Raw genomic sequence first — 7,789 nt, 5'->3', positions numbered from 1 at the left:
CGGGTCATTGATTACTCACTGACCACCCCCTGTTTAAGTTGGAAATTTCAGAAGAGGCGACAACTATGCTGGCACAGGGGGGCTTCTGTCGCGGAAGGGCCGGAGGTATTTTCGTCATTCAGCAGGGACTGGGTGTCTTCATCGACAAAATATTCATACCGGGAATCCCGGCCAAAACGACGGGCCAGGAAACAGCTCATGGCGATCACCGGAATGGAAACCAGCATGGACAGCATGATCGCCATGCCCATATCCACACCAAGCACACCGGCAGCGGCCATGGGGCCGGCTGTGGGCGGAATCAGCTGATTGGTCGTCAGCATGGCGAAGCTCAGGGAGAGCGCCATGGTCGCCATGCTGGTTTGTGACAGCGCACTCAGCTTGCGGGCCAGCGGCGCCAGGATTACATAGGCAGCATCACAGAATACGGCGAGTGACACGAAATAACCGGTCAGTGCCATGCCAAGGTCGGCATTACGGGTACCGGTACGCTTGAGAATCGCGCGCGCCATGGCTTCGGCGCCACCACAGTTCTGCAGCAGCATACCGGTAATGGTGCCGATGGCGATGATCAGGCCCACGCTGGCCACGGTATCTCCCAAACCATCAAAAAAGGCGGTAAACACCTGATCCGGGTTCATGCCGGAGAACAGGGAGAAGATGATGGCGGCGGCAATCAGGGCAAAGAATGGATGAATTTTTTTGAACGCGGCGGCAAATACCAGCACAGCAATGCTGATAATCAGTCCGACCGGCATTATCGCCAGTGGCATAGAGTTCACTCCTGTTACCAATGCCACTCCGGCATCAGTCTGGGTATGGGTGGTTTTAGTGGGGCAATCTAAGGAAAGGTGTGTTCAGTGACAATCTATATATTTGCAGCTCATGGATGAAAATAATTCATCTGTTGTTTGGAGCTTCGATACTCATATATAGGAAGGGACGGTGTAATTATCCGGAAAGAAGGGCAAACGGATTCCCATACGTCATTTCAGGGAGTCCATGATTTATGGTTCTGATTGGAATGACGTATGGGAATGTAGTTAGTTCTGGGTCAGAATTAATCTTGCGCGGAATAGTCCAATGATCGATGGGGGAACGCGTAAACCATGCCTGAATCCAATATCAAACACTTTAGTGACAACCTTGTTAGGGTTACCTCCATTTTCAGGGTTGCTGAATTCGGTGATAGCTTCTCTCTTTATGGCATCCCAGTTAATAGTATCCCTTGTCGGAATACCAAACTGTCTTAATGCCCCAATAAGTGCGTCAGCATGAGAATTAATGTGTTCTTGATTTTGAGTATGCATCGCCTTATCTATCGCCGAAACAGCTGTGTATATAGATACTACGGTATCACGGGTCTCATTAACATAATTGCCAAAATCAATAAAATGGATGATGATTTTTTTGCCTTCGATGGAGACCATGATGTTTCCATTATGCATATCTGCACTGCATTCTCCTGCAGTAAAAAGACCCTGTTCCCAAGCTGAAAATGCACAATTACGGATTTCTTGCCTGAGTGCATTTATCATGGAAGGAGAGATGCGAGAACGATCCATAGTTTGGTTGTGGGCTACCAATAAAGGTTGTACAACCTTCGTTAAAAAGTCGTCATCACTGCTACTAAGTGTTACTCCGTCAATTTCTTCCATGACTAACATATTGCGAGATGATAGGTCTTCATCAATTGCTGGAGAACTATATTCAATCTCCACGTTTTTGCCATCTACATTAATATAGTGTTGAGGTGCTCTAGGTCTTGTTCCTAAATAGTTATGACAATTTGTGTTTCTGTAACCATGGTCTGATTCACTGCAACGGCAATCATCAGCAGTAATATGGTAAAAATCCTGATCGAGTCTCTGAAAACGTCGCTGCTGAATCTGTGTGTTGTGTTTCTCATAACGAAGATCAAATTCACGTGGTATTGTACTCAAAAAGCCCCTTATGGCATCAGTACTACCTCGGCCGACAATATCCGGTTTAAAGCGACTCACAAGGGAGAGTATTGTACTTACAATTGAAATATCAGCTTTGAACTTTATTTCCAGGTCACTATCTACGACTTTTACCACTTTGGTTGTTCCATCTCGCATAGGAATTTGAATAACTTGACCAACGCTGCCTACGCCTAAAATGGTGATTTCATTTAATCGATCAGGGTCATAATCAAAATTGTTTTCATTGAGTATACTTATTAGTTTTCTCATTGGCATAGGTTCATTATCATGCATGGAGGTACATAGTTCTTGTTTAATGGCCTGAAAGTTAGGATTTACTTTAGAAATTCCACATACAGAGCTTATTAATTCATCACTTGAACCAATAGCTTGCAGTATTTTTGAAATGATGCCGCCATTACGATTGATCTCTCTTATGCTTTCAGGTGTGATTCCGTTTCTCTTTAGAATAATCAGAACTTTTATCCATTTGAATGTTCTATACACGGTTGTGGCACAGTGCTTCAAGTTAAAGGCTATCCATTCCGGGTATGACAGGCCGTGGAGTTGTCGCTCCGAGAGTGGTCTCCCTCTATCGTCTAACTCAAAGCTTAACCGGCGAATCTTTGGCTCAGTGCTAGCGTCTGTTACCTGAGTAGAGGTAAGCCCACTAGTGTTTCCACGGATGAGAGGTGGAGAGTTTTGTATTGATGCCATAAATGCTCCATGCGATTGGAATTGATGCTGATGATAGCTTTGATTGTTAGACATAAAAAAAGTTCCATGTTTATTCGTGGTAATAATTGTTTTGCCATTTTATAAAGTTTTTATATATAACTACTTGCAATTAAGCATATGTTTTTATTGCTTTATGAGTTTTCATACTTTCGATGCTTGCCTTGGAAGATTAATTAATAACCTCTGAGGGTTATTGCAAAATTCCATTGGTTAATTAGAAAGGCAGGAAGCTCAGAATATTAGGTTTTGTATAAAATAAAGGAGCTGTTGACCTGCTTGTAAAAAGCAGGTCTGATTATTAATAGGTAGTTTGCTGATTGATTAACAGGTTTTGATTAAGTAGGCCAAACCCATCAAATCCGGCTTTCAGACTCAGTATTAAGATCAGTACCGTCGAGACTACTGTGCTAATGGCAATCCCCGCCATGATCATGACCTGGTAGGCCACTGCTGTTATGGGATCCGTTCCTCCCAGAATCTGGCCGGTCATCATGCCGGGCAGGTAGACGATGCCCAGGGTGGCGGTGGTGGCAATCATCGGGTTCAGTGCGGCTTTCAGTGCTTCACGGATAAAGGGCAAAGCGGCTTCCCACTGGCTGGCGCCCAGCAGCAGGTCATTCATGTAACGGTCATACTGGCTGTCGATGGACTGATAGAACCGCTCCAACGTGAGGATGTTGGCGGTGAGACAGTTGCCCAGCAACATGCCGGCCAGCGGCACCAGGTAGCGGGCATCATACCACGGGGTGGGCTTGACCAGCAGAAGCATGGCGGTCAGTACAATGGATGATGCGACCAACAGTGCGATGAGCGAGGCCGAAAACAGATGTCGTCTGGATAAACCCGCCTGTTTCACAATCAGGCTGCTGGCGACGATCAACATGACCAGTAGCCAGCCCAGGTTGATCCACAGATGGTTAAAGCGGAACAGAAACTCCAGATACAGGGCTATCAGTCCCAGCTGGAAGGTCATCCGTAACAGGCTGACTGAAAATTTCCGGATAGTGTCTCCCAACTTCAACTGCCAGAGCATGGCAAACGGAATGATCAGCAGACCATAAAAGGCGATCAGCTGGGTGAAAGGAATCGTGGCGGCGTTACTCATGCTCAGTCACCATGGTTGAATCGTTTGTAGCCCGTTGTGCCGTGTCGTCGACCAACGTGCCATCCTTGATCGTGAGCTTCCGTGAGCATTGCTGGATCCAATTGGCATCATGGGAGGCGGAGATGACGGTATAACGGCCAGACAGCAATACGTCCCTGATGGTCTGACTGGCTTCAGGATCCAGTGCCGAGGTGGGCTCATCCGCTACCAGGATACGGCGACCGGTCATCAGTGCGCGAATAATGGCGATACGTTGCCGCTGGCCGCCTGAAAGCCGCGAGCAGGGTTGTTGAAGTAAGGTTTCATCCAGCGCGAGTTGCTGGAACCAGTCCAGCAGCGTTGTTCGGCAAAAGCGTTTGGTTCGAAAACTGCGCCAGCTGAACGGTTGCTGCAGGCAATGGAGAACTGTGTCATTGCCCAGGTCAGGTTGCTGCGGAATATAGGCGATCGCCGCACGAACCCTGTCGATGGTTTGAGCCGTTATGGTTTTTCCCTCAAGGCGATACTCGCCGTCTGTCCACGGATAGCCACCGAGCAGGGTTTTCAGCAGGGTGCTTTTGCCACCACCGGAGGGACCGTGAAGTACCAGGGTTTCGCCAGGTTCTACGGTCAGGGAAGTGTTATGCAGTAGTCGTTTATCTGGTGGGCCAACCGAGAGCTTCTGTAGCTGGATTGTGGCAACCGATTGCGCCATGTATGATTCCGTATTATCAATTAGCGATATCGAAATACGATATTAGAAAAGACCATGAAAGAAAAGATCCTTCGCAAGCTGTTTTTGGGGTTTATCCAGATTCACATCCTGCGGCATGCCAGCCAGGAACCCTTCTTCGGCGCCTGGCTGATGGAGCACCTGCAGGATCACGGTTACAGGATCAGCCCCGGCACGCTGTATCCGTTGCTGCACAAAATGGAAGACGACGGACTTATCGTAAAAGAGACCCGGGTGACGGAAGGTCGGCAGCGTAAGTTCTATGGGATTACTGAACTTGGCCTGGAAGTATTGGAAGAAGCCAACAGCAAGATTGGAGAACTCGCCCGGAAGCTGAATGATTAACTCACCCATGCCGGTGGCTGGTCATGGCGACCTGAAACAGGGTAAGGTTCACCTCACGCACTGCTGGAAATAACAAGGAATCATAAGGTGTCCGTTCAGATACAGGCAGAAGAACAACGGTATAGCCGTCAGCAGATCCGGGATCTGGCCACGGAACTGCTGATCAATGTCGGCGTGCGTGAACAGTTTCCGACGCCGCTCGAGGAAATTATTCATTACCTCGGTTATACCATCGAAGAGTTTGAACCGGATGACGACACGGACCGCGTTTCCGGTGCTGTTAACCACCGTCAGCAGATCATCTATATCAACCACCAGGATGCCCCACGCCGGCAGATGTTTACCCTGGCCCACGAGATTGGCCATGTCTTTCTGCACCGTGAACAGGAAGCCAATCACATTGATTATCGTGATGGTGCAATGACACCCCGTGAGCAGGAAGCGAACCACTTTGCGGCGGAACTGCTGATGCCTGAGAACCATTTCCGACATACCTGGATGACCTGGGAAGGTGAGCCGGAGCTGGTGGCGGCCACCTATGGGGTTAGCGCTGAAGCGGTACGGGTACGGGCAGATATTCTCAAGCTGACATAACCGACTTGTCAGGGATGAAACAATAATAAAAAAGGGGTAGTCGACGTGGCAAACGATGAAGCCTTGCTGGAGCGCATTGCCTCCCGGAGCCAAAAGCGACCGGAACGCGCCAGTACGGTCAGTGAGCAGGCATTGCGGGAAACCAACCATCAGCTGCTGCTGGAACGCATGCAGGAGATTCGTGCACGCCGGAAGCATCGCAAGCAGTTCGACAGCAAGACTTTCACCCTGTTACGGATTCAGGTGATGTTCCTGGCGGGGATTATTCTTCTGCAAGGCTTTAAGCCGTATGGGTTCCACCTGGATGAGTGGGTATTCGGTCTCTTCGTTAACGGTAGTTTGATCTATACATACGCCATTATTCGCTACATTGCTTCAGACTTGTTTAATGGCCGGCATGATCTTTTAAAGCAGAATGTCCGAGATTAGGTGGTATTTGGGTTTTTTTCCTATGATTTGTCAGTTGTTTCGTTGAGATAAAAATTATTTCCTTGTCTGATTTCCTGTCATTGATATGGAAAGGCTTATCTGGTCGATGTGTTAGTAATCTAACAGTCCAATCAAGAAGAACCTTTCGCTTATTTTTCTGTCATATGTTTGGTCAGAATCCATTGAAGGAAGCGTTATTATGGATCAGCTCCATGGTCCGAAGGTTTATTTTCAACGAACACGGTCAGAGAGTGATCTTACAGAACTCGCCAGTAGTACAGACAAATCCCATGGGATAAAACGAAGCACGTCAGAGAGCGGGCTGGAAAGAGCTTCTACGTCTGCATCCCGGATAGGCAGTCGACGCGTCGTTGTTGATGAAGCTTTCCAGCCATTGCTTCTGATTCTCGATCTTCTGGGGACTGGTGAAAATCATGAGCTAATGACAGCAGTTAACGCGTATGCGGATCAATATCTCGATATTGCTTCAACTGGTTACCAGAGAGTTGTTGGTTACCTTACTTTCATTGAGCATGCCGCCAAGTTTGTAAAATATAAGAAAGGATAGCATGGTATTGATCTCTGTTTTGTCATTGCCCTGTTGATGGATAGAAATCCTTCCTTGAAACAGTACAAGCAACTCATCGTTAAAGAGCTGGTTCGTGAACCGGTATTACAGCATTTTACCGAAGAATTTGAACGGCTGATTAAGGCGAAGCTTCAACAGTCTGATATGAGGATGACACGAGAGGACTGTAGTACGTTTGAACTCACAGTACAGACTACGTTTGATCATTTCTTACAGCGATACCATAGAAACTACCTGGATATCGAGATGCTACTGGATGATTTTGCTTTATTTGAAATGAGTGAGGATGAAGAAAACGTATTTAATTATGACAGTCCGAAAGATGTTGTGGATGACTGTTTGACCGTAGAAATATCAGAGCAGGTCGTTACCCAGCTGATCATGCAGTATGGCAATCAGGTTCATTCTGAACTGGTCGCGCTGTCGAATCAGTGGATAGAAAAACATGACCCGGTCGTCAGTGAAAAAGCACTTAAACAGCGCTATGAATATCAGGAGAATTATCAGAGTTACCTGGAGGAGCAAGGTTTGTTTGGTGACGTGCATTTATGTTGGAGCAGGCTTGAGACCATGTTGAATGGCTCTTTGGTTGAGTTGATAACTGCAGAGTTCAGGCAGTTTGGTGTTATCAGAAACCTTGATCAACTGGTTGGTGAGGTCAAAACGAAAATGGCAGGTTTTCTTGATCAGGTATACCGTGAGTTTGAAGCTGCACGGGTTTGATAAATACGCGTGCAACCTCGCGGGTATCTTTTATATCTTACTCCATTGCCCGCAACTGTAGATCCAGGGCTGCGCCGGAAATACGGATTTCCAGGGCGCAGACAACCAGTGATGCCAGTAGAAATAACAGGCAAAGCCCGAAAATTACCATTGCCGCCGCTTCCATATTCAGGAACAACAGAAACATATCTACCACACACAGGATAAAGCTGATGATGCCGAGTTGTTGCATCTGCTTGATGTAGTTCATCCGTACACGGAGATTGTCGATCTGTCCCGACAGGGACTTGCGCTGGGGATTCTCCCGAAACGACTGGTGCAGGCTGCGAACCAGCGCCGCCAGCGACAGGTATTTGTTGGTATAGGCAAGAAACAACAACGAAATTGCAGGGAAAAACAGGGCGGGGGTAGTAAGTGTCAGTTCCACGGTAATTGCCTGGGCTGGATGGTACACCGGCTACAAGACTACACTGTAGCCGGTGGGAAGTTTACCATGAAAATAGTGCCATACTTCACTGTCATTAGTATCCTTAACTCCCGCTTAACGATCTGAAGAAGTAAGGCTAAATTGAATGAAGAGAGCGTCCCCTGTGCTCTTCAGGCAAAAT

The 7,789-nt window shown here is 47.4% G+C and carries 10 protein-coding genes; 5 read left to right on the top strand and 5 right to left on the bottom strand.

What is annotated here, in order from left to right; translation table 11 throughout:
* Nucleotides 1–47: 47 nt before the first annotated feature.
* The 4 genes from ABD892_RS12600 to ABD892_RS12585 all read right to left on the bottom strand — a co-directional run bounded on the left by ABD892_RS12600 (nucleotide 48) and on the right by ABD892_RS12585 (nucleotide 4,483).
* Complete coding sequence (locus ABD892_RS12600; protein WP_345196093.1) at nucleotides 48–773, bottom strand: GntP family permease; 726 nt, start codon at nucleotides 771–773, stop codon at nucleotides 48–50.
* A gap of 270 nt (nucleotides 774–1,043) precedes the next feature.
* Complete coding sequence (locus ABD892_RS12595; RefSeq protein WP_345196091.1) at nucleotides 1,044–2,717, bottom strand: AarF/UbiB family protein; 1,674 nt, start codon at nucleotides 2,715–2,717, stop codon at nucleotides 1,044–1,046.
* 265 nt (nucleotides 2,718–2,982) lie between these two features.
* Nucleotides 2,983–3,789, bottom strand: coding sequence for an ABC transporter permease (locus ABD892_RS12590; protein WP_345196089.1), 807 nt, complete (start codon nucleotides 3,787–3,789; stop codon nucleotides 2,983–2,985).
* Complete coding sequence (locus tag ABD892_RS12585) at nucleotides 3,782–4,483, bottom strand: ABC transporter ATP-binding protein (protein WP_345196088.1); 702 nt, start codon at nucleotides 4,481–4,483, stop codon at nucleotides 3,782–3,784. Before ABD892_RS12585 ends, ABD892_RS12590 begins: the two co-directional genes overlap by 8 nt.
* Before the next feature lie 54 nt (nucleotides 4,484–4,537).
* Between ABD892_RS12585 and ABD892_RS12580 the strand changes: the two genes are divergently transcribed.
* From ABD892_RS12580 to ABD892_RS12560, 5 genes are all read left to right on the top strand, one after another.
* Nucleotides 4,538–4,846, top strand: a complete 309-nt coding sequence (locus ABD892_RS12580; protein ID WP_345196087.1) for a PadR family transcriptional regulator — start codon at nucleotides 4,538–4,540, stop codon at nucleotides 4,844–4,846.
* Nucleotides 4,847–4,933: 87 nt separating this feature from the next.
* Nucleotides 4,934–5,440, top strand: coding sequence for an ImmA/IrrE family metallo-endopeptidase (locus ABD892_RS12575; protein WP_345196086.1), 507 nt, complete (start codon nucleotides 4,934–4,936; stop codon nucleotides 5,438–5,440).
* A gap of 45 nt (nucleotides 5,441–5,485) precedes the next feature.
* Nucleotides 5,486–5,869: a hypothetical protein gene (locus tag ABD892_RS12570; RefSeq protein WP_345196085.1), complete on the top strand. Its 384-nt coding sequence runs from the start codon at nucleotides 5,486–5,488 to the stop codon at nucleotides 5,867–5,869.
* A gap of 199 nt (nucleotides 5,870–6,068) precedes the next feature.
* Nucleotides 6,069–6,437: a hypothetical protein gene (locus tag ABD892_RS12565; RefSeq protein ID WP_345196084.1), complete on the top strand. Its 369-nt coding sequence runs from the start codon at nucleotides 6,069–6,071 to the stop codon at nucleotides 6,435–6,437.
* A 54-nt stretch (nucleotides 6,438–6,491) separates the two neighbouring features.
* A complete protein-coding gene (locus tag ABD892_RS12560) occupies nucleotides 6,492–7,181 on the top strand; it encodes a hypothetical protein (RefSeq protein WP_345196082.1) in 690 nt (229 codons plus the stop codon).
* Between the two features lie 37 nt (nucleotides 7,182–7,218).
* Here the strand turns inward: ABD892_RS12560 and ABD892_RS12555 are convergent, their stop codons facing one another.
* Nucleotides 7,219–7,608, bottom strand: coding sequence for a DUF2721 domain-containing protein (locus ABD892_RS12555; protein WP_345196081.1), 390 nt, complete (start codon nucleotides 7,606–7,608; stop codon nucleotides 7,219–7,221).
* Nucleotides 7,609–7,789: the final 181 nt, after the last annotated feature.

The organism is Kistimonas scapharcae (genome assembly GCF_039540975.1).
Lineage (GTDB): Bacteria > Pseudomonadota > Gammaproteobacteria > Pseudomonadales > Endozoicomonadaceae > Kistimonas > Kistimonas scapharcae.
Note: the sequence above shows the minus strand (reverse complement) of the source record. Positions and strands in the feature narration are given on the sequence as shown.

Excerpts from the sequence above, each read along its gene's own strand:
- ABD892_RS12600 (WP_345196093.1), bottom strand. The coding sequence starts at position 773 with ATGCCACTGGCGATAATGCCGGTCGGACTGATTATCAGCATTGCTGTG.
- ABD892_RS12595 (WP_345196091.1), bottom strand. The coding sequence starts at position 2,717 with ATGTCTAACAATCAAAGCTATCATCAGCATCAATTCCAATCGCATGGA.
- ABD892_RS12590 (WP_345196089.1), bottom strand. The coding sequence starts at position 3,789 with ATGAGTAACGCCGCCACGATTCCTTTCACCCAGCTGATCGCCTTTTAT.
- ABD892_RS12585 (WP_345196088.1), bottom strand. The coding sequence starts at position 4,483 with ATGGCGCAATCGGTTGCCACAATCCAGCTACAGAAGCTCTCGGTTGGC.
- ABD892_RS12580 (WP_345196087.1), top strand. The coding sequence starts at position 4,538 with ATGAAAGAAAAGATCCTTCGCAAGCTGTTTTTGGGGTTTATCCAGATT.
- ABD892_RS12565 (WP_345196084.1), top strand. The coding sequence starts at position 6,069 with ATGGATCAGCTCCATGGTCCGAAGGTTTATTTTCAACGAACACGGTCA.